This window comes from Flavivirga spongiicola, from assembly GCF_030540825.1.
Taxonomy (GTDB): Bacteria; Bacteroidota; Bacteroidia; order Flavobacteriales; family Flavobacteriaceae; genus Flavivirga; species Flavivirga spongiicola.
In genome coordinates this window covers 3,358,057-3,379,099 of sequence record NZ_JAUOEO010000001.1, presented here as the reverse complement: position 1 = coordinate 3,379,099, position 21,043 = coordinate 3,358,057, and the positions used below count along the sequence as shown (strand labels likewise).

At 32.3% G+C, this 21,043-nt stretch carries 19 protein-coding genes; 13 read left to right on the top strand and 6 right to left on the bottom strand.

Translation table 11 applies throughout. The annotated features are described in order from the left end of the window. Positions 1 to 173: 173 nt before the first annotated feature. Complete coding sequence (locus tag Q4Q47_RS13575) at positions 174 to 974, bottom strand: class I SAM-dependent methyltransferase (RefSeq protein ID WP_303307192.1); 801 nt, start codon at positions 972 to 974, stop codon at positions 174 to 176. A gap of 70 nt (positions 975 to 1,044) precedes the next feature. Between Q4Q47_RS13575 and Q4Q47_RS13570 the strand changes: the two genes are divergently transcribed. Beyond that, complete coding sequence (locus Q4Q47_RS13570; protein ID WP_303307191.1) at positions 1,045 to 1,719, top strand: hypothetical protein; 675 nt, start codon at positions 1,045 to 1,047, stop codon at positions 1,717 to 1,719. Between the two features lie 178 nt (positions 1,720 to 1,897). On the opposite strand, the gene Q4Q47_RS13565 is transcribed toward Q4Q47_RS13570, so the two are convergent. Both Q4Q47_RS13565 and Q4Q47_RS13560 read right to left on the bottom strand, forming a co-directional pair. Next, entirely contained in the window at positions 1,898 to 2,317 is a 420-nt protein-coding gene (locus Q4Q47_RS13565; RefSeq protein ID WP_303307190.1) for a (4Fe-4S)-binding protein, read from the bottom strand. A 98-nt stretch (positions 2,318 to 2,415) separates the two neighbouring features. After that, positions 2,416 to 3,186 carry an IclR family transcriptional regulator gene (locus Q4Q47_RS13560; protein WP_303307189.1) on the bottom strand — a complete coding sequence of 257 codons (771 nt, stop codon included), beginning with the start codon at positions 3,184 to 3,186 and terminating at the stop codon, positions 2,416 to 2,418. Between the two features lie 184 nt (positions 3,187 to 3,370). On the opposite strand from Q4Q47_RS13560, the gene kynU reads away from it, so the two are divergent. The 12 genes from kynU (at position 3,371) to Q4Q47_RS13500 (ending at position 15,454) form a co-directional block, all read left to right on the top strand. Next, positions 3,371 to 4,642: a kynureninase gene (gene kynU, locus Q4Q47_RS13555; protein ID WP_303307188.1), complete on the top strand. Its 1,272-nt coding sequence runs from the start codon at positions 3,371 to 3,373 to the stop codon at positions 4,640 to 4,642. 37 nt (positions 4,643 to 4,679) lie between these two features. Beyond that, positions 4,680 to 4,994: a hypothetical protein gene (locus Q4Q47_RS13550; RefSeq protein WP_303307187.1), complete on the top strand. Its 315-nt coding sequence runs from the start codon at positions 4,680 to 4,682 to the stop codon at positions 4,992 to 4,994. Between the two features lie 96 nt (positions 4,995 to 5,090). Next, positions 5,091 to 6,509, top strand: coding sequence for an FAD-dependent oxidoreductase (locus Q4Q47_RS13545; RefSeq protein WP_303307186.1), 1,419 nt, complete (start codon positions 5,091 to 5,093; stop codon positions 6,507 to 6,509). A gap of 374 nt (positions 6,510 to 6,883) precedes the next feature. Further along, positions 6,884 to 7,291: a RidA family protein gene (locus tag Q4Q47_RS13540; RefSeq protein ID WP_303307185.1), complete on the top strand. Its 408-nt coding sequence runs from the start codon at positions 6,884 to 6,886 to the stop codon at positions 7,289 to 7,291. 79 nt (positions 7,292 to 7,370) lie between these two features. Beyond that, entirely contained in the window at positions 7,371 to 8,813 is a 1,443-nt protein-coding gene (locus Q4Q47_RS13535; protein ID WP_303307184.1) for an aldehyde dehydrogenase, read from the top strand. Continuing rightward, positions 8,798 to 9,307, top strand: a complete 510-nt coding sequence (locus Q4Q47_RS13530) for a GNAT family N-acetyltransferase (protein ID WP_303307183.1) — start codon at positions 8,798 to 8,800, stop codon at positions 9,305 to 9,307. Before Q4Q47_RS13535 ends, Q4Q47_RS13530 begins: the two co-directional genes overlap by 16 nt. A gap of 1 nt (position 9,308) precedes the next feature. Beyond that, a complete protein-coding gene (locus tag Q4Q47_RS13525; RefSeq protein ID WP_303307182.1) occupies positions 9,309 to 10,091 on the top strand; it encodes an SDR family oxidoreductase in 783 nt (260 codons plus the stop codon). A 134-nt stretch (positions 10,092 to 10,225) separates the two neighbouring features. Continuing rightward, positions 10,226 to 10,750 (top strand): 3-hydroxyanthranilate 3,4-dioxygenase, encoded by a 525-nt coding sequence (locus tag Q4Q47_RS13520; protein WP_303307181.1) that lies wholly within the window; start codon positions 10,226 to 10,228, stop codon positions 10,748 to 10,750. A 9-nt stretch (positions 10,751 to 10,759) separates the two neighbouring features. Continuing rightward, positions 10,760 to 11,845 (top strand): amidohydrolase family protein, encoded by a 1,086-nt coding sequence (locus Q4Q47_RS13515; RefSeq protein WP_303307180.1) that lies wholly within the window; start codon positions 10,760 to 10,762, stop codon positions 11,843 to 11,845. Position 11,846: 1 nt separating this feature from the next. After that, positions 11,847 to 12,989, top strand: a complete 1,143-nt coding sequence (locus Q4Q47_RS13510; RefSeq protein ID WP_303307179.1) for a hypothetical protein — start codon at positions 11,847 to 11,849, stop codon at positions 12,987 to 12,989. 267 nt (positions 12,990 to 13,256) lie between these two features. After that, positions 13,257 to 14,801 carry a peptide MFS transporter gene (locus tag Q4Q47_RS13505; protein ID WP_303307178.1) on the top strand — a complete coding sequence of 515 codons (1,545 nt, stop codon included), beginning with the start codon at positions 13,257 to 13,259 and terminating at the stop codon, positions 14,799 to 14,801. A gap of 8 nt (positions 14,802 to 14,809) precedes the next feature. Further along, positions 14,810 to 15,454: an O-methyltransferase gene (locus Q4Q47_RS13500; RefSeq protein WP_303307177.1), complete on the top strand. Its 645-nt coding sequence runs from the start codon at positions 14,810 to 14,812 to the stop codon at positions 15,452 to 15,454. 349 nt (positions 15,455 to 15,803) lie between these two features. Here the strand turns inward: Q4Q47_RS13500 and Q4Q47_RS13495 are convergent, their stop codons facing one another. From Q4Q47_RS13495 to Q4Q47_RS13485, 3 genes are all read right to left on the bottom strand, one after another. Then, positions 15,804 to 18,080, bottom strand: a complete 2,277-nt coding sequence (locus Q4Q47_RS13495; RefSeq protein WP_303307176.1) for a response regulator — start codon at positions 18,078 to 18,080, stop codon at positions 15,804 to 15,806. A 128-nt stretch (positions 18,081 to 18,208) separates the two neighbouring features. Beyond that, positions 18,209 to 18,496 carry a Sec-independent protein translocase subunit TatA/TatB gene (locus Q4Q47_RS13490; RefSeq protein ID WP_303307175.1) on the bottom strand — a complete coding sequence of 96 codons (288 nt, stop codon included), beginning with the start codon at positions 18,494 to 18,496 and terminating at the stop codon, positions 18,209 to 18,211. A gap of 240 nt (positions 18,497 to 18,736) precedes the next feature. Continuing rightward, positions 18,737 to 21,043 (bottom strand): M1 family metallopeptidase, encoded by a 2,307-nt coding sequence (locus Q4Q47_RS13485; protein ID WP_303307174.1) that lies wholly within the window; start codon positions 21,041 to 21,043, stop codon positions 18,737 to 18,739.

Genomic DNA, 21,043 nt, shown 5'->3' with positions numbered 1-21,043 from the left:
TATTGCTATTTGTCTCCTCTAACATTATTGCAATATAAAATGAAGCTACAAGTGAAAGGTTGTTAGCTTACAATTTCATAAAATAGGTATATCGATCTAGCCTGTCTTGAGCGGAGTCAAAAGGCTCGACCAGACATAAACTTAATTAAACGTTGAATTTAGGTAAAGTAATCTTATCTTTTAGTTGCTTTCAATGTAAAAATCAATGGATATAATTTATCCTTAGTAACATACATACCTGATTCGGTTTTCTCTAAATCCGGCAAAACATCATAGGGGCTTTCATCATATTCCTTTAAATACTCTATATGCAAACCCGCTTCAGTTAAAGCAGAAATCACTTCACCCAAACCATGATTCCATCCATATTCTTTACTCACCATCTTTGATTCTTGATTTGCATAAGTCCCTTCATATTCCTCATAAATGACATCGGTTTGCATATAACCATATTTCATAAACGGTTTATCTTCTAAATAATCAAACATCCAAACTATAGGGTGAAATTCTGCCATAAAAAATGTACCACCTTTTTTTAAACGTTCAGCAATCATTTGTCCCCAGGGTTTTAAATCGGGTAACCATCCAATCACCCCATAACTTGTAAAAACAATATCAAATGTATCTTTTATAAAATCTGACGTATTTAAAACATTACAGCAAACAAATTCAGCATCTAAGTTTAATTCCGTATTTAAACTTTGTGCTAACTTAATACCTTCATCGCTTAAATCGACACCAGTAGATTTGGCTCCTAACCTGCTCCAACTTAATGTATCCTGCCCAAAATGACATTGTAAATGTAGAAGCGATTTACCTTTTACATTTCCTAAAGCTTCTAACTCATAAGGCATTAAAGAAGATTTACCTTTCTTAAAAGCATCTAAATCATACATATCGCTTTTAGCATGTACTTTTACTTTATCATTCCAGGTCGCTTTATTGGCATTAAAATAAACAGCATTAGTATCCATAATAAAAATTTAATCCTCCAAGATAAAACATCTTATTGAATGTTCAATATCTTTGTTTAAAATTTAGATTATGAAAAAATATATTCGCATTGTTCTCATCACGTCATTAAGTTTTTCGTGCAAACAAAAACAAGAAAAAGTACCTGAAGTTAAACCACTTACTATTGCCGAAAAAATAGCTAATGCCCACGGTTTTGAAAACTGGAAACATGTAGCCAGTATTAATTTCACTTTTAATGTTGATAGAGACAGTAGTCATTTTGAAAGAACCTGGACTTGGGAACCTAAAACAAATAATGTTATTGCCATAAGTAAAAATGATACCATTAGTTATAATAGAACTAAAATGGATTCAACTTTAACCAAAACAGATAGTGGTTTTATAAACGACAAATACTGGTTATTAGTACCATTTCAACTCATTTGGGATGAAGGCCTAAGTATTTCTGAATCTAAAAAAGAAATCGCTCCAATTAGCAAAATAGAAATGAACAAAATAACCTTAACCTATTCTAAAAAAGGCGGTTACACCCCAGGGGATGCTTACGACATCTATTATGGAGACGACTTCTTAATTAAAGAATGGATTTTCAGAGAAGGCAATTCTAACAAACCTTCTATGATTACAACCTTTGAAAACTATCAGGATTTTAGTGGTATTAAGATTGCTCTAGATCATAAAAAAACAGAAGCCAACTGGAATCTTAACTTTACCAATATAAAAATAAGCCTTGATCAAAACTAATATTGGCACAAATTTTGAAATATAAATTATTGTGTAATGAAAACATCTAACCTACGACTAAAACCGTATATAAAGTATAGATAGAATTTTCCGCATTTTGCGTCTATATATATAAAAGCACTTCAATCTTAGATTGGAGTGCTTTTTCTTTTATTTATAATGATTTATCTATCTGGGTTTACCCTTTAAACTCATTAGCAACATGGGCACCATCGCAAAAAGGCTTATTAGCTGAAGCACCACATCTACAAAACGCTGTGGTTTTATTTTTAGTTTCCTGAGTACCATCTTTATGAGTTACCTTGAGCGTACCATAAACCAACAATGGACCATTCTTTAAAACCTCAACTTTTGTCTCTAAAACCTCGGCAGTTTTATCACCTTCTGCATTCATATAATAACGTAACGCACCAGAAGGACATTGCTTGACTTGATTTATAATAGCATCCGTAGAAGCCGCATCTATTTTAATCCATGGCCGTTCTTTTGGCTTAAAAACTTCTGATAAACCTTTAGCACAAATTGCTGAATGTATACATTTTTCAGCTTCCCAAACTACTGTAGTTTCCCCGTTTGAATATTCTTTGATTTTACTCATAACACCTAGTTTTCACTAAAGATACTAAATAATGATTATACAAAATACCTACGTTTAGCTAAACCATCTAATATCAACTATGGTATAAAGAATAAAATTTAACTATAATCATGTACATGATTCTCAATTTCCAAAGCGCCTTTTCTTATAATAGCCAAGTAGGATTGTACATTTTCAGGTTTAAATCTACTTGATGGTCCTGAAACACTAATGCCAGCAACCACATCTTTGTTTTTATTAAATACAGGTATAGCGATACAAATAAGACCTACTTCTAGTTCTTCCATATCTAATGCATATTCTTTTTTTCTTATTTGTTCTAATTCGATTAATAAAGCTTCAGGCCTAGTTATAGTATTCGAGGTATAAGCATCTAGCTTTACGTTTTTTAAATAATCTGAAATTTGTTTTTTGGATGAAAATGCCAAAAGCACTTTCCCTAAAGCTGAGCAATATGCCTGTTGATAAGATCCTATTTGTGTGCTTACTTTCAAACCTAGTTCACTCTCAGCTTTATTTAAATACAATACTTTGTTATTTCTTAATACTCCAAAATGTACTGTTTCTTTAATTTCTTTAGCTATATTCTCTAAAGGAATTCTAGAAAAGTTCCTTAGCGATTTATGTACAGATACTAAATTCCCTAATTCGAATAATTTAAGCCCCAAAATATACTTATCGTCATCGTTCTTTTGCACAATATCTAAAGACTCTAATGTACTTAGTAAGCGATAAGTAGTCGTTTTATTATAACCCGTTTTCTTCGCTAATTCACGCACACCCCATGCTTCTTTATTATTTAAATACACATCTAAAAGCTTAAAAGCTTTGACTACGGATAAATTTAAATTTTTATTAACTTCTTTCATTGTAGGATATTTTTTTAACCCTGCCTTTACATGGAGAGACAAAATAATTTTTCTTATTCAAAAATAAGTATTAATTTTGAAACAGTGTTTCATATAGTGAAACGTTTTTTGAATTTTTAATAAAATCAGGTAACCTTTCATTAGCATAATCATAAAATTTCAACATAAAACTACTGGCTTTAAAATGCATAAAGTAACTTTAGATTACGCAAAGCGGCAAGATGAGTTAGATGAACTTTCTAATTACCGTAATCAATTTCATATTCCCAAAGACAAAAATGGAAATGAACTGATTTATATGACAGGGAACTCGCTCGGGCTACAACCAAAACAAACAAAAACATATATAGATCAAGAACTAGAAGATTGGGCTAATTTAGGTGTAGAAGGGCATACCGAGGCAAAAAACCCTTGGTTACCATATCATGAGTCTTTAACCGAAAGCATGGCTAATGTTGTCGGCGCTAAACCTGTTGAAGTAGTTACCATGAATACATTGACTGCTAATCTGCATTTTATGATGGTTTCCTTTTATAAACCAACAAAAACACGCTACAAAATAATCATTGAAAGCGACGCCTTTCCATCCGATAAGTATGCTGTAGAATCGCAATTACGACATCATGGTTTTGATGATAAAGAAGGATTAATTCTTTGGAAACCTAGAAAAAATGAAGAGCTATTACATCATGAAGATTTAGAAGCTATTCTGAAAAAACATGGGAGCGAAGTGGCATTGGTTATGATTGGTGGCGTTAACTATTACACAGGACAATATTTCGATTTAAAACGCATTACTAAACTTGGACATAAACATGGTTGCATCGTTGGGTTTGATTGTGCACATGGCGCCGGAAATGTAGAACTAAATTTACATGATTCTGGTGCTGACTTTGCTGTTTGGTGCACCTACAAATATTTAAATTCCGGCCCAGGTAGTTTAGCAGGTTGTTTTGTACACGAAAGACATGCGTATAATAAAGACTTAAATCGTTTTACAGGTTGGTGGAGTCATAATAAGCAGACCCGTTTTAATATGCGTCACGAGTTTGATGTACTTCCTGGTGCCGAGGGATGGCAACTTAGTAATCCTCCAATATTATCAATGGCAGCTATTAAAGCATCTTTAGATATTTTTAATGAAGTAGGTATAAAAAGACTAACAGATAAATCTAAAAAACTAACTGGTTACTTTGAGTTGTTGTTAAAACAATTAGGAGAAGATACCATTAAAATAATAACCCCAGAAAATCCGGAAAATCGTGGCTGCCAGCTATCCATTCAGGTTTTAAATGCTGATAAAGTGTTGCATGATAAATTAACAGAAACGGGCGTGATAAGTGATTGGAGAGAACCCGATGTCATTCGTTGTGCTCCTACACCGCTTTATAATTCATTTCAAGATGTATATCACATGGTTGATAAATTGAAAAAAATATTAAACGAGAAAAACTGAAATAGAGCAAACCTTGTCTAAAAAGCACAAAATATTAATGTTTAAAAAAGAATCCAAGCATCATTTTTTTGAACCGTTAATATCGTCAGACACATCGCTTTTAGGTATTTTGTTTTTATTAAAACGTAAAAAATTTGATTATCTAATAATTACAAAAAAAAGAATATTATACATCATCAGAAATAAAGTCATAAAGAATATTTCATATAATTATGACCTTAAGATTGATTTTAATTCTGTAAAAAACAGCATAGAATTTTATAGTGGTGAACAAAAAAAAGAATATATTGAGTTAAATGATTTTAGAATTACCACAGAAGAAATTCAACAAATAAAAAGAGCATTAAACTAATTTTTTAGTATGGGATTCATTTATAAATAGCAGTTAATTCAATAAGATTCTCACTGATGTTTATCTTGAGTGAATCCAAAAAGCGAGAATAAAAATATGAATAAACAACAAAACATACTCATTATAGGTGCAGGTCTTTGCGGTTCTCTCTTAGCCTTACGTTTAGGCCAAAGAGGTTATAATGTTTCGGTTTACGAAATGCGTCCGGATCTGCGTAAAGTAGACATTAGTGCAGGTCGTTCTATAAATTTAGCGTTCTCAGATCGTGGCAACAAAGCCATGAAACTGGTTGGTATTGAAGATAAAGTAAAAGCACTTTGCATTCCTATGAACGGTCGTATGATTCATGATAAAGAAGGTCATACTTTTCTATCAAATTATAGCGGACGTGACCATGAGTATATCAACTCCATCTCTCGTGGTGGACTCAATGCTTTACTTTTGGACGAAGCAGAAAAACATAAAAATGTTTCCATTTATTTCAATAAAAAATGCAAATCGGTCGATTTTAAGAAAACGACTGCATTATTTAAAGATTACGAAACAAAATCAGAATTTATAGAAGATGCCGATGTTATTATCGCTACAGATGGTGCTGGTTCTGCAATGCGCAAAAGTTACTATTTAGCCAAAAAATTCTTATTCAGTTTTTCTCAAGACTATTTAACACATGGTTATAAAGAGTTAAGTATTCTTCCAACCAAAACCGGCGATTATAAAACCTATAAAAATGCATTACATATATGGCCTCGAGGTCGTTTTATGCTTATTGCCCTACCAAATTTAGATGGCAGCTTTACAGTCACATTATTTTTAAGTTATAACGAAGGGGCCTACAATTTCAATAATTTAACAACTCCGGAAATCGTTTCAGAATTCTTTCAAAAAGAGTTCCCAGATGCTTTACAGTTAATGCCAAATCTCATTGAAGATTTTTTTAACAATCCAACAGCTGCATTGGGCACTGTAAAATGCTCGCCTTGGCATTATAAAGGCAATACTTTGTTAATGGGTGATTCTGCCCATGCCATTGTCCCTTTTTATGGTCAAGGGATGAATGCTTCTTTTGAAGATGTTGTTGAGTTCGATGCTGTTTTAGATCAAGGTTTAGAAAACTGGGAAGCCGTGTTTAAAACCTACGAGGCTACCCGCAAAAGAGACACCGATGCAATTGCAGATTTAGCCATAGATAACTTTCATGAAATGAAAGACCATGTAGCCAATCCTATTTTTCAAAAAAAGCGTAAATTAGAAATGGCTTTAGAAGAAAATTTTCCAGATGAGTACTCATCGAAGTACTCTTTGGTCACATTTAATGAAGACATTAATTACCATGAAGCCATGACAAGAGGGCGCGCACAAGATAAAGCCATTTTAAATATGATAGCAGATAGGGATATTTCGTCAACGTTTGATATGACCAAAGAAGAATTAAAAATAATATTAGAAAAAGTAAAAACTGAAACTCAAGAGATTTTAGAAGAAGGTAAAATTATTGGATTGAAAAACTGTTAGCTGTTAGCTGTTAGCTGTTAGCTGTTAGCTGTTAGCTGTTAGCAAAAAAAGAAAATAAAATGGGATTAAAATTAGATATAATAAAAGTGAAAGTCCTAAATCAATTCTACGAATTGATCGCCAAGGCGAAGAATAGATGAAGAAAAGCTCCGAAAACAGGAGAACAAAGTTCGACGCGGAGTTTTCGAATCGGTTTTCAGTTTGCAAAACTGAAAAATTCCTTGACTTGGATGTCTTTTTTTGGTTCGTTTTTTGGACAAGCAAAAAATGAATATAGAAATATAGAGTTCACTTTTTTGGAACTGAAGACAGAAGGGTGAAATTAAAATAGAAAATAAAATTATGAGATTCCTGCCTTCGCAGGAATGAAAAATATGGAAAAAACAAACAACGTAACACCAAGAGGCGCCTACCCACACACCAAACGTGTAGGTGATTTTATATTTGTATCAGGAACCAGTTCGCGTAGAGCAGATAATACTATTGCTGGAGTCGATATTATTGACGAAATGGGCACCAAACGTTTAAATATTGAAGTACAAACCCGTGAGGTATTAAAAAACATAGAAAAGAATTTAGCTAAAGAAGGAGCCACTTTAGATGATATCGCTGATGTCACATCTTTTTTAGTAAACATGAATGATTTTGCAGACTATAACAAAGCGTATGCAGAATTCTTTGACACAGAAACTGGGCCAACGCGTACAACAGTAGCTGTTCATCAATTACCACATCCAGATTTGGTTGTGGAGATTAAAGTAATGGCTTATAAGAAGCTGTAGGCTATGAATTCAAATATTATGATAAAAATAAAGTAAACGAATGCGAAATGAGGTTCCTACTTCCGCAGGAATAAAAAAAATGAATAAAATTAAAAACTACATAAACGGTAAATTTTTGCCTCCCGTCAATGACGAGTGGATTGACAACTATTGCCCAGCTAATGGTCAGGTCTATGGACACATACCAAACTCATCAAAAGAAGATGTAGAAAAAGCATATAGTGCTGCAAAATCTGCTTTTCCTCTCTGGTCTCAAACCACTTTAGAAGCCCGCAGCAGAATTTTAATCAAGATTTCAGAATTACTAGAAGCCAATTTACAACGTTTCGCTGAAGCCGAAAGCAAAGACAATGGCAAACCTATTGGTTTAGCAAAAACTGTTGATATTCCAAGAGCAGCAAGTAACTTTCGCTTTTTCGGGAACGCCATTACACAATTTGCCAGTGAAAGCCATGAAAGTGTTGGCCATGATGCCATAAATTATACATTACGTCAACCTATTGGCGTGGTAGGCTGTATTTCACCTTGGAACCTCCCACTCTATCTCTTTACCTGGAAAATTGCTCCAGCTATTGCTGCAGGAAATTGTGTGGTTGCCAAACCAAGTGAAATAACACCTATGACGGCTTATTTGTTAGGAAAAATCTGTACAGAAGCAGGATTACCCACAGGCGTTTTAAATATTGTTCATGGTTTGGGCTCCACAACAGGGCAAGCTATTATAGAACATCCAGACATTAAAGCTATTTCTTTTACAGGTGGTACTGAAACAGGTGCACATATTGCAAAAATAGCAGCACCCATGTTTAAAAAATTGTCATTAGAGCTTGGTGGTAAAAACCCAAATATCATTTTTGCCGATTGCGATTATGATGATATGTTAAAAACAACAGTACGTTCGTCTTTTGCCAATCAAGGTCAAATTTGTTTATGTGGAAGTCGTATTTTTGTAGAAGCTACCATTTATAAAAAATTTAAAACTGATTTTGTTGAAAAAGTCAAACAACTTAAAATTGGTCATCCTTCAAAAGAAGGCACAAATATCGGAGCTCTAGTTTCTAAGTCTCATCTAGAAAAAGTAATACGCTACATTGATATTGCAAAAGAAGAAAACGGTACCATTATTTGTGGAGGCAACAAAGTTATTGTTCCCGGTTATGAGGGTGGGTATTATTTAGAACCTACAGTTATTGAAGTAGTAACTGATGAATGTAGAGTCAATCAAGAAGAAATTTTTGGACCAGTGGTAACCATTATGCCTTTTAACACTGAAAATGATGTCTTACAAATGGCTAACAAAGTTAAATATGGATTATCAGCAACATTGTGGACAAATAATTTAAAACGTACCATGAGAATGAGTAACCAATTACAATCTGGCATAATTTGGGTAAACACATGGATGCTCCGCGATTTACGAACACCGTTTGGTGGGGTTAAGGAATCTGGTGTTGGCAGAGAAGGTGGTTTTGAAGCGTTACGTTTTTTCACTGAAGCTAAAAACGTATGTATAAAATATTGACAACCGGTTGTCATGCTGAACTTGTTTCAGCATCTCATAATAAGAGACAAGCAATGATTGAAATAAAAAAGGGTATATTTTTTTCGTCTGAAACGAATGATATGGATTTAGATGTTATTTATACATTTATTAAAAACTCTTATTGGGGTGAATCAAGAACGTTAGAAGAGCAAAAAAAAGCTTTAGAAAATACAATCAATTTTGGTCTCTTTCATAATGGAAATCAAATTGCTTATGCCAGAGTTATGACCGACAAAGTATTTTTCGCATACCTACTAGATGTTTTTGTTATTGAGGCATATCAAGGTAAAGAATATTCGAAGTTATTAATAGACAAAATCTTAAATTTCCCTGAGTTAAAAAATATTGACAAATGGATGCTTGCAACAAAAGATGCCCATAAACTTTATGAGAAATTTGGATTTAACATCGTGAAAAGTCCTGAAAAATTAATGGAAAAATTAAGCCAGCGTGCTAAATTAATATACGAATAATATGAATTTAAACTTAAACAATAAAAACGCTTTGGTATGTGGAAGCACACAAGGCATTGGTAAAGCAACGGCTATAGCTTTAGCCCAAGAAGGTGTTAATGTTACTTTAGTTGCTAGAAATAGAGATAAACTTAAAGCTGTTTTAGAAGAATTACCTAAACACAGAAACCATAGTTTTATTGTGGCAGATTTTTCAGATCCCAGAGATTTACAAGAAAAGGTCATCAAGTTTATAGATAGAAATCATGGATTTCATATCCTTGTTAATAATACCGGCGGTCCAAAAAGTGGCAATATTTTAACGGCTAGTTTAGAAGAGTTTGAAAATGCTTTTATACAGCACCTTAAATGCAATCACGTACTAGCTCAAGCTACTATTCCGTTTATGAAGGAAGAAGGGTTTGGAAGAATTATAAATGTTATTTCTACCTCTGTTAAAGAACCCATTCCAGGTCTAGGTGTTAGTAATACTACCAGAGGTGCTGTTGGTAATTGGAGTAAAACCTTATCTAATGAAGTAGCACCTTTTGGCATTACCGTAAACAATGTACTACCGGGTTTCACAGAAACAGAACGTTTAACGGAAATTATTGAAATTAAAGCAAAAAGTGTTGATACTTCAATTGAAGAAATGACCAAAATCATGAAAAGTCATACCCCAGCTAATCGTTTTGCTAAACCTGAAGAAATGGCAAGTGTTATTACTTTTTTGACAAGTGAAGCTGCTAGCTATGTTAATGGAATTAACGTTCCTGTTGATGGTGGACGAACGAAAAGTTTGTAAAAACCCACCCTAATCCTCCCGAGGAAGGGAAAATTATATGAATATATTATCTTTATATAAAATACTATGTTTAACAAAAACTCAAATACCCGATTTGAGTTTCTCCCCTCAAGGGAGATTAAGAGGGGCTTTCTATGAATAAATTAGTTTCTCCCTTAAATTTTAAAGCCTGGATCGAAGAAAATAGACATCTTTTAAAACCACCTGTTGGTAATAAATGTGTTTGGAAAGATGGTGATTTTATCGTCATGGTTGTTGGTGGTCCCAATAATAGAAAAGATTATCATTATAACGAGACTCCAGAATTTTTCTATCAAGTTGAAGGCGATATGATTTTAAAAATTATAGACGGCGATACGCCTAAAGATGTACATATTAAGGAAGGTGATATTTATTTATTACCACCAAAAGTACCGCATTCGCCACAACGTAAAGCTAATACTGTTGGCTTAGTTATTGAGTATCCACGCTCAAAAAAAATGAAAGATGCCTTAGAGTGGTATTGTGAAAATTGCAATAATTTATTATATAGAAAGAAGTTTAAGCTCGATAATATAGAAACAGATATGCCCAAGATTTTCGACAAATACTACTCAAGTGAAAAAAAATGTACTTGTAATGAGTGTGGTACAAAAATGGAAGCTCCTAAAAAAGTTTAAATAAGAAATATGGCACGTAAACTTCGCATTAATGGGCATTCGCATTTACTTCCTTATCCTGAGGATATTCCACAATTCATGAAAGAAAAAGAAATTTTTTGGGTAGATGATGAACGCAAATACATGCTTCAAAAAGGATGGAGAAGACCTGTAACTGATTCTAGTTTCTTTTTAAATGAAAAATTAGAATGGATGGAACGCAACAAATTAGATCATGCGGTTGTTTTAAACCTATCACAACTTTATGGCAATGGATTACGTTTAGAAGAAATGAAAAAAGCACTCCGTTTTCAAAACGACTTCAATGCAAAAGTACAGCATGACCACCCTAATAAGTTTACCTGTGGTTTTGTTGTCCATCCAGGGTTTATACATGGTGCTCTATATGAAATTGAACGTTGTGTTGAGCAATTAGATATGAAAGTGCTTTGTTTACCAACACATTTTATGGATTCTATTGGCCAATGGCGCTCTGTTTTTGATAAAGAAAATGATGCTATTTTTGAATTGGCTAATAAGTATAAATTAGCCATTGAAATACATCCTTACGACGGTGACAAAATGATAAATTTAGAAAATTCCTCATGGCGATTTCATTTAATATGGATGCTGGCACAATGTGGGGATGCTTATCATTTTTACACATTAAATGGCATGCAAGAACGTTTTCCTAATATAAGAACTTGTTTTGCTCATGGTGGGCAATTAGCTCAAATGAATTTAGGAAGGCGTATTCAAGGTTTTGATGGTAGACCGGACTTATTTAAAGGAAAACACCACCCGAGAAAAGCTGTTGGACATCCTAATATTTATTTTGACACCTTAGTGCATGATACCGATTCGTTAAAACTCATGATAGATCGTCAAGGTAGCAATCAAGTTATTATGGGATTAGATGACCCCTACCCTTTAGGTGAAATGGAAAGCGATGCGCAATCTTCTTATCCCGGAAAGCTATTAGACTTAGCCATAGAGAAACATGTAATCAATGAAAAACAATATGATGACATATGGGAGGATAATGTATTACGTTGGTTATTTGGTGATAATGATACTGCGAAACAAGAATTAGTAAATAGAATTCTAGCTAATTAAAATGACCGAAGTCTCAGAGTTTTTTATCCTTTCCCATATATTTATTTCGTTTGTAGGTGCTATTTTATTAATTGCAATTTGGTTCAATATAAGACAACGTTTTAAACAAATTCTCGAAGAAAATGACTCACAAAAACGTGTAGATAAGGGATTGCTCTATCTAAGTCTTGCGACGTTTATTTGGGTATTTTCTGGAATCTGGTCTTATGCCACACACAGGCTCTCTTTGGAACATACTAATGGTTATCGATTAGGAATTGATATTTTCTCAATTGTGAATAATATGTTTCTGTTATTGGCATTATTCTATTTTTATTATGCCCCTCAATTTATTTATAATAACAAAAAAAATATTAATGTCATTTTAATAGTAATCATCATTACTTCAATTATTACTTTTTTTCTATCCTATTTTCTTGGAAAAAATGATATCATGAATGGGGTAAAACTAAGTGGTATACCCGACTTATTGTTAACAGGTTTTTTATGTTACCTATTGAGCATTTCCTTTTACAGGACATTTTCACATAGAGGTTTAAAAATTGTAGGTGGCATCTCAATTCTTGTAATTATATTAATTTTCATTTCTCAAATCTCTAATGTATTCGTTAATTACGGAAATGATTTTAGCAACAACTTCATTAAAATCATTTCAAAAACCTCGCTTATCTCTATATTTCTAGTATTAGCAACTACCTGGGTGATCCGTTTGGCGAATATGCCAAAACCAAATGAAATGACTATTAACTTTATGGATTGGAGTTTAGTAAAAATAAGTATCCCTACTAAAGGTGTTTTTGACCAAACCATTGATTTTCGTTCTAAAACAACGCAATATAAAAACCTATTAAAGTTTGCTCTTAGGAGAAAATATGGAGAAGGTCATTCACAAAGTATGGTAGTTAATTTAGGTGGAGAAATTAAAAACCAAACTTACTTAACACGAATTTTTGAAAATATTAATACTATTTTACAATTAGACACCACACAATTATTAGAACGGCGAGATTTATTCACCTTCATTGGGGAAGGGAAATACAGATTAAGAGTTATTCCTGATAATATTACCATAGACGCAACACTTTGTGAAGAATTCTGTAAAACTCCTGAAAATGCCTATTACAAAGCACTTTGCAACTTATAAATTGGTTGTTGATTTTTAGCCCTGAACCCTTAACTTCTAACCATTTAACTTCTAGCCTTTGGCTCTATTCTCTTTGTTTTTTCGTTCTTCCGTCTTCGTCCCTCAATTACCAATCGCCAATCGTAAATCATCAATCATCAATCGTAATTGGTATAAAAGTTCAATTACAATTAAGCACAATCAATTATAATTTGCTATAAATTATAACATCATACTGTATTAAGGCTTCTAATAAATAATTTGCCAATCAATCAAAATACAGAATAGGTGAATACTCTAAAATCTAATGAAGCATTTGGGCATCCAAAAGGATTAATCTACTTATTTTTTGCAGAACTATGGGAACGTTTTTCGTTTTATGGAATGCGTGCACTTTTAGTTCTTTATATGACCAAACAATTATTATTCACAGATGATATGGCTTTTGGTGTGTATGCAGCATATATGTCTTTAGTTTATGTCACCCCCATGATTGGAGGAATTTTAGCAGATAAAATTCTTGGTTTTAGAAAGGCTATTTTACTAGGAGGTGTTTTAATGGCTTTGGGCCATTTCTTTTTAACTTTTGAACATCCTTTTTTCTTTTATGGTTCACTGGGTCTCATTATAGTTGGAAATGGCTTTTTCAAACCAAACATTTCATCTTTTGTTGGTGATTTGTATGAACAAGAAGATACCAGAAGAGATTCTGGGTTTACTATTTTTTATTTAGGCATCAATTTAGGAGCTGCCCTTGCTCCCCTTATGTGCGCATGGGTAGCCGCAGCATACGGGTGGCATTATGGTTTTGTATTAGCTGGAATAGGAATGGTTACTGGTCTATTTTTTTTTAATAGAGGTCTTAAAAATAATGTATTTGGAGATAAAGGCCTAGTTCCTAATGAAAACACATATAATAAAAAGCATTTTGGTATCTCTAAGGGAACTCTAATAACCTTAAGTGCTTTTTTAGCTGTTCCCTTTTTTGCATTGATTATTAATTATCATGAATTTGAACACTATCTTGTTTGGATTGTCACTGCCTTCTTAATGATCTACGTTATTTATATTTTGTCCAGAGTAAGTATTAAAGAAAAAAAACGCTTGCTAATAGCCATATATTTTACCCTATTATATGCTTTATTCTCAGCCATTTTTGAACAAGCTGGAAGTTCTTTAACGCTCTTTGCAGATAGAAATGTAAACTTGGTTGGAATGGATGCAGCCGGTACAAATAGTATTAATGCTGGATTTATAATACTATTTGCTATTCCATTTTCAATATTATGGACGTATTTAAACAAACGTAAAAAGAATCCTAATTCGGCTATTAAGTTTGGATTAGGACTCGTTTTTTTAGGTTTAGGTTTTATTATATTTGCTTTATCTGCACATAGTGTTGATGAATTTGCTAAAACATCTATGCTATATTTAATCATGGGCTATATGGTATTAACCATAGGTGAATTATTCTTATCTCCTATCGGGCTTTCAAAAATGACCGAATTGTCTCCTTTAAAATATGTAGCCTTTATTATGGGGGTTTGGTTTTCAGCCAATTTTTACGGCCACTTTTTCGCTGGGAAAATTGCAAAACTTACTACAATAACCCAAGGAGAAACTAATGTTTTTACAAAAGGAATATTAGGAGAGATTGTAGAGTTTACTACAGGTATTACATCAGAAATCGCTATACAGAATAGTGAAGATTTCCAACAATTGTATTCATATGTATCCGTATACACAAGCTTTGGTTTCATTAGCGTGATTGTTGGTATATTTGCACTACTAATTTCACCAGTAATTAAAAATATGATGTCTGGTGTTCATTAATGAATATTATGCATTTTATACCTGAAGAATTAGATGATTATGTTGTAAAACATTCTGAAAACGAACCAGAATTATTACAGCAACTTAGCAGAGAAACCTATCAAAAAATATTGCAGCCACGTATGCTTAGTGGGCACTATCAAGGACGTGTTTTAAGCATGATTTCTAAACTAATGAATCCAAAAAATATTTTGGAAATAGGGACTTATACTGGCTATTCAGCGTTATGCTTAGCAGAAGGCTTACAAGATTCTGGAGCATTGCACACTATTGATATAAATGAAGAATTAACAGACTTTCAACGAAAGTATTTTAATAAATCAAATTATGGAAATCAAATTTTTCAGCATACGGGAAATGCTTTAGAAATTATTCCAAACCTAGATACAACTTTCGATTTGATTTTTATTGATGCCGATAAAGAAAACTATCCCAATTATTTTAATATTGCTATTGATAAATTAAATCCCGGAGGCATTATTTTATCTGATAATGTCCTTTGGAGTGGTAAAATACTTGTAGAATTAGAACCCGATGATACCGCTACAAAAGCATTGTTAGAATATAACATACTTTTAAAAAACGATGATAGAGTTGAAACTGTTGTCTTACCTATTAGAGATGGGTTGACTATTAGCAGAAAGGTCAAATAACAATCAATAATATATCAACCAAACCACTCCTATCTTTATTTGACAGACTGAAAATCTGCTTCGTGAAATGTGGAACATTATTTGAGAATTCACGATAATGAATTTGTGACAATTTGTAAAATTCGTAGTAGAAAAATTTTTAGAAGCTAAAAGCGAAAAGAACTAAAGCACATGGTTTTAACCAAATTTGAGACCAATAAATTTTAAAACAAACCTTAAAGAATTTGAATTATATCATACTCAGATAAATATATAAAACCCAAACATAGCCGTTAACTACGGTTTTATTTTATTGTGAAAAATGAACAAGAAACAAATTAAAAAGGCTTGTTTTAATGTTTATTTGGTATTATACAGCTAGTAGAGGTTTTATAGTTTTAGACAACTTTAATTTACTAAATTGAATATTAGTTTCAATGATTTGGTAAAACTCGTAAGTATCAAATGGTTTGTAAATAATATCATTAAAACCAATACCATTACAATCTCTTTTTACACTATCAACATCAGACGCTGTTAAGGCTATAATAGGAATATTAACATCAAATTTCCTGATGTTATTGGTTGCCTCTTTACCATTCATTATCGGCATATTAATATCCATTAGAATAAGATCAAACTTATTATTTTTAGCTGCATTTAATGCCTCTAAACCATTACTAACAACGAAAGATTCGTAATTAGCCTTTTTTAATAAGTTTTGTGTAACAACCTGATTTATCTTATTATCTTCTACAACAAGAATCTTATACCTTTTATTTAACAATTTGTCTTCAACTTCATTTTTTGATTCTAGCTTATTTTTTTCTACTTCATCTATTTCAAAAGTGATGTTGAAACTAAACTTACTACCAACTCCTACTTCACTTTCTAGTTCAATTTCGCTCTTAAATAACTCAACCAAATTTTTGGTAATAGAAAGCCCTAAGCCTGTACCTTGGTAGTTAATATTATTATTTTCATCTAATTGAGAAAAATTATCAAAAACTGTGTCAAATTTATGCTTCGGAATTCCACAACCATTATCTTCAATTTCAAAGCGTACACTAACATCTTTTGTATTATTATCTATCATTATTACTCGAAGGTTAATATGTCCACTTTCGGTAAATTTTATACTATTTCCGATTAAATTAATTAAAATTTGGGACAGTCTTACATTATCACATTTTATATATTGTGGAAGTCCTTCATCTATTAATACATTAATTTTGTTATTGGTTTCTTTTAATCTAAAGTCAAAAGAATCAACAATATTCTTTAATAATGTTTTTAAATTAACCGTAGTATTTTTTAATTCTATTTTATGTGATTCAATTTTACTTACTTGTAAAATATCATTAATAAGGTTTAACAAATAATCTCCAGAGTACTTTAGTGAATTTATAAGTTTAGTCTCACTTTTGCTTAAATCACTATTTTCAAGAAGCAATGAGGTCACACCAACAACACCATAAAGAGGTGTCCTTAATTCGTGTGTTACATTTGATATAAATTTCGATTTCAACTCTGATGATTTCACAGCTTCATTTCGAGCAATTTCTAATTGTTCATTCTGATCTTTTAAAATATTAGTCAACTTTCTTTTAGAAATATAACTCCTATAAACTGTGATTAGCGATACAAGAAATAGAACCAAAGCTATCGTAATGATAATATTTAAGTTTTTTACCTTATTAGTAATTTCAACTTGGTGTATTCGTTCTGTATTTGCTATTTGAGCATCTTTTTTATAATCTTCAATAAGAAATTCTGATTTTGCAATAGATTTTCGTTCAGATTGCGCTTCGTCTCTATATTGACGCATATAGTTATTATATTTCAATAGTGCATTATATGCCTGCTTATCTAAATCTTGTTTCTCAAAAGACAAGGCTAATTTTTCATAGACATTGAGTAAAAGTAAGTTATGATGTTGCCTTTTACCTTGATTATTTCCTTCTAACAATGCCAATGCCTCATTGAATTTTTTATTCGCATTATTAAACAACTCTTTTTTAATGAAATATAATCCCTGAGTATACTTTAAATATGCATAAGCATTTGAATCTGCCACATAATCATTCAAATTTTCCTCTGCTCTTAAAAGATATATTAATGCTTTTTCCGTTAAGTTATCCTCTAAATATATTTGACACAAACTAATTTGAATATCAAACAGAACATCTTGTTGTTTATCATGGTTATTATGATCCTTAACATTACCAATTGAAACATACTTTAAAGCATGGTCAAAGTAAGTATGCACCAGTTTAATGGGTTTCTTTCTTTTACATAACTTTCCTAAATTTAAATATGATCTTGCTATTAAGTAATTATCTTCAATTTTTAATGAATTTTTAAGTGAAGTAACAAATCTATTCTCGGCAGCATCATACTCTTCCATAGAACTATAAATTTGGCCTTGAATAAAATTAGCTAGTGCACTGCCGTAAATATCATTAATGGACTCTGACAGCCTTTTAGATTTATTAATAGTAGATAGCGCATTTACTATCTCATTATTATCATAGAATCGTAAAGCATCGGAATTCAAACTGTCTATCTGAAATATCGTGTGCTTATCATCCTGAGAAAAAGACGGATTTATAGTGCACAGAAAACATATAAGTAGGATTGTTTTCATTTTTGGTTAGCATTTTAGATTTGGTTTAGTAAATATATTTTTCAATAAATGAGAAATTGAAAATACTCGTTGAAAACCCAAATTAAAACGTTGAGAGGTAAATAATGAAGATAATGCCTACAGAGGGATTAGAATTTACGTTTTACTGAACCTGTAAAATCGTCTAAATCATCTTTAACCTTGTTAAGTTCTTTCTTAACATCATCGGTAATACTTATATCAATATCATTTTTTTCAGCTGTTTTGGTAATTTCATGCTTAATATCATTAGTAGCATCTTTAAGAGTGCGCATTCCTTTACCTAATCCACGAGCTATTTCTGGCAACTTATCTGCGCCAAAAACCATAATAACAATAAATAGTATAAATGCTATTTCTGCACCACTAATAAATAAAAATGTAGCTTGTTGTATCACAACGCAAATATAGTGAGTTGTTTTAATACATTAAAGAAATATTACCGACTTTACCAGATTACTATAATAAAAATTCATTATTAAATAAAAGAGGGTGTCTAAAAAGTAAGTTAGATGTCATATTGAGCTTGTCGAAATATTTTTAACTTACTGATAGTCAATATCGGTTTCGACAGGCTCTACCTGACAAATCAAATTATAAAGACTTTTTAGACAGCCTCTAACACTTTTATTATCTGATTACCCTTTAATTTTATTTTTAAATTGGTCAAATTCATTTTGCTTAACCTTTTTTGGCCAAGAATTATTTGATGTATCAACATCGGCCGTTTCTAAATCTGGATCAATAATAATATTAACAATCTCTTTTTCTGAAGCAATGGCTTTACTTACTTCTTTATCATTAAGTCTCCATATTTGTGCTGGATAAGTTTCTCGCTTTTTTGTACCATCGGCATAAGTATACTCAACTATAATGGGCATAACCAAACCTCCTGGTTTTTCAAAAGTAATATTATAGAAATACTTAGGTGCTTTTATGTTTTTGCGTTCTTCAACAGTAAAGTTATCCATGACATATTCTTTAAGCGATTTAGTATCTTCTAAAACGACATTAGATTTCATCTCTTCTTTATAGTCTTCACTACCCTCTTCAACCATATAAACTAATGGTGGTAAATCTTTTAACTTCGCTCCTCTTTCTCTTGCCATGTCTCTAATAAACTTATTAGGTTCTGAAGACACATAGTATTTTTTCACTTCTTTTAGCCCTATATCAGTCCAATCTGTCGTATAAAACCAACCTCTCCAATACCAATCTAAATCGAATGCTGAAGCATCCTCCATAGTTCTAAAGAAATCTTCTGGTGTTGGGTGTTTAAACATCCAACGTTGCGCATACTCTCTAAATGCATAATCAAATAAATCGCGTCCCATAACAGTTTCTCTTAAAATGTTTAAGGCTGTAGCAGGTTTACCGTATGCGTTATTACCAAACTGATACGTATTAAGGCCTTTAGTCATAATTGGTGCAATAAAATCTTGGTTCCCTCCCATATAAGGTACAATCATACGTGCTGGTCCACGATCAGAAGGAAAATGTTTATCTTTTGGAGATAATGCTTCAGGATAAGCTTCACCAAAATCTTGCTCAGCAACATACTGAACAAATGTATTTAAACCTTCGTCCATCCATGTCCATTGACGTTCATCACTGTTAACAATCATAGGGAAGAAATTATGCCCTACTTCATGAATAATGACTCCCATCATACCATACTTTACACGATCGCTATATGTACCATCTTCATTCGGTCGACCAAAATTCCAGCAAATCATAGGATACTCCATACCTTGACTCTTAGCATGAACCGAAATAGCTTTATGGTATGGATAATCAAAAGTCATTCTTGAATACGATTTTAAGGTACTTGCTACTGCTTTTGTAGACCATTCTTCCCAAAGTGGATTACCTTCTTTTGGGTACATCGATACAGCCATAACATCTTTACCACCAATTTTAACCGCCATCATATCCCAAATAAACTTTCTTGACGTTGCAAAACCAAAATCACGAACATTCTCTGCATGCAATTTCCATGTTTTAGTCTCATTAGAAAAACCTTTTTCTGCAGCTTCAGCTTCAGCTTGAGAAACAATGATTACAGGTTTATCGTAAGATTTTTTAGCTTGCTCGTAACGTTGCATCATAGTTTTAGAGAAAACTTCTTTTCTATTTGTAAGTCTCCCTGTACCATCTAAAATATGATCTGCAGGCACTGTAATATTTACTTCAAAATCTCCAAATGGTAAGGCAAACTCGTCACGTCCCCAAAATTGTGAATTCTGCCACCCTTCAACATCACTGTAAACTGCCATTCTTGGATAAAACTGTGCAATTACATAAGCATTATTTCCATCTTTTTCAAAATACTCATATCCAGAACGACCATCTACAACAAGGTGATTATTTATATTGTACCACCATTTAATTGAAAATGAGAATTTCTCGCCAGATTTTAAAGCTTTAGGTAACTCAACACGCATCATCGTCCTATTAATCATGTGCGGCAGTGGCTTACCATTAGTGTCTTTAACTTCTTGAATGTTAAACCCACCGTCAAAAGGTTCTTTTGTATACTCATTAATAAACTGTTCAGGTCTCATTACTGGTGCTACACCACTTCCTTCTATTAATGGCGATTTAGAATCTTTAGCTCTTTTATTCTGGTCTAATTGAACCCAAAGATATTTTAACACATCTGGCGAATTATTCGTATATGTAATGGTTTCAAACCCAGATAATTTTGTGTTTTTATCATCTAAAACCAGATCCATTTTATAATCTGCCTGTTGCTGATAATATGCTACTCCAGGTGCACCAGATGCAGCTCTATACATATTAGGTGTAGAAAACTCATCATACAATTGTTTAAATTTATTATTGTTTTGATGACCAGGTTTAATCTCTGATTTTTCCTGCTCTTGTGCAAAAACACTAGTAGAAATAAATACTACTGAAAGCAGGTAATAGGTAAACTTTTTCAT